General features: G+C 40.9%; 1 protein-coding gene. It reads right to left on the bottom strand.

Going from position 1 to position 1,198, the window contains the following annotated elements; all coding sequences use genetic code 11:
* Window positions 1-122 precede the first annotated feature (122 nt).
* The coding region (locus G5B12_RS16970; protein ID WP_174088945.1) for a DUF5688 family protein at window positions 123-1,198 on the bottom strand (1,076 nt) is incomplete at its 5' end.

The following is a 1,198-nucleotide window of genomic DNA, read 5'->3' on the forward strand; positions in this document are numbered from 1 at the left end:
ATCTTTTGCCACCTCTTCCGTCAGCTGTTCCATTGCATATAATTTATTTGCCATGTGCTACTCCTTTTCATAAAATCAGGGACTGCTTGGCACAGTCCCCTTAAAATCATCGTTGCTTCTCTTTATAATGCTGCGGCAAGATCTTTTGACTTATTTTTTGGCACTTTGTCTGCTTCTTTTGCCTTGATTTCTGCCTTAGCTTTCTCCAATCTTCCATGGATTCCACCTTTTACTTCCGCTTTTTCGGCTGCTTTTTCCTTTTCCAAACGAGCTTCCCTGCGCTCAGCATTTTCCATTACTGCAGTCTTTTTGTCACAAAACTGAACCTTATCGGAAAGCTGTTCCTGTCTTTCCACCTGTGTCTCATTGACTTCCTGTACCATCGCATTTAATTCTGGAACCTGAAAAATACCGTTATCCGGGAGAATCAGCACTTCATGAACGGAAGATGGGATAACAAAGTAATCACTTCCCAGGCATTCCCCAATCTGTTTCCGAATATCTTCCTGCAGTAACAGGGAAGCTCCATTCATCTTAGATTCATTGGTAAGGCAGAACATTGGATTCTCCACAGTTTCCATATCCAGTTTTTCATTCAAAAGATTCTTCGGTGTTCCTCCAAAAATCATAGATTCGATAATCTGTGTCATACCCACCAGTTGCACGCCTCTGTTCGTATCTGCCATCATCGCATCTGCCTGAATCTGTTCGACAGATACTCCCCATTCGTTCATCAGAGAAACAGTTACTGGAATACTGCTGATTCCCTCTCCATTTTCCTCCAGATTTACTGCATAATAAGCTGCAAAATCTCCGTGTTCTGTGACTACTTTGTCTGCCAAACGATCGGTATTCCATTCTTTGTCACAAATTCTCATCTGTAATTTGTCCTTCATCTTCTCATAATCAAGAATATCCGGAACTCCCATATCAAAAAATTCTGCTTTACCCTGTGCTTCAATACGCATATCAGCTACATCCCCAACACAAGAATCTACATCTTTCCCATTGATATATTCCTGGTAGAGGGAATCCAGATAGACTGTCGGTACGATTCTCTGATTCCCATTTGGAATTGTAATGCCAGTAAGCTTCAGTCCATTGTTTTTTTCTACTTCCTGAAGTTTAATTTCTGCGTCCCTGTAAGACTCTGGCAGATACTCCTTTACATTGTCTTTGACATATTCATAAAATTCTT

The sequence above is a fragment of the Blautia sp. MSK.20.85 genome (genome assembly GCF_013317245.1).
Taxonomy (GTDB): Bacteria; Bacillota; Clostridia; order Lachnospirales; family Lachnospiraceae; genus Blautia_A.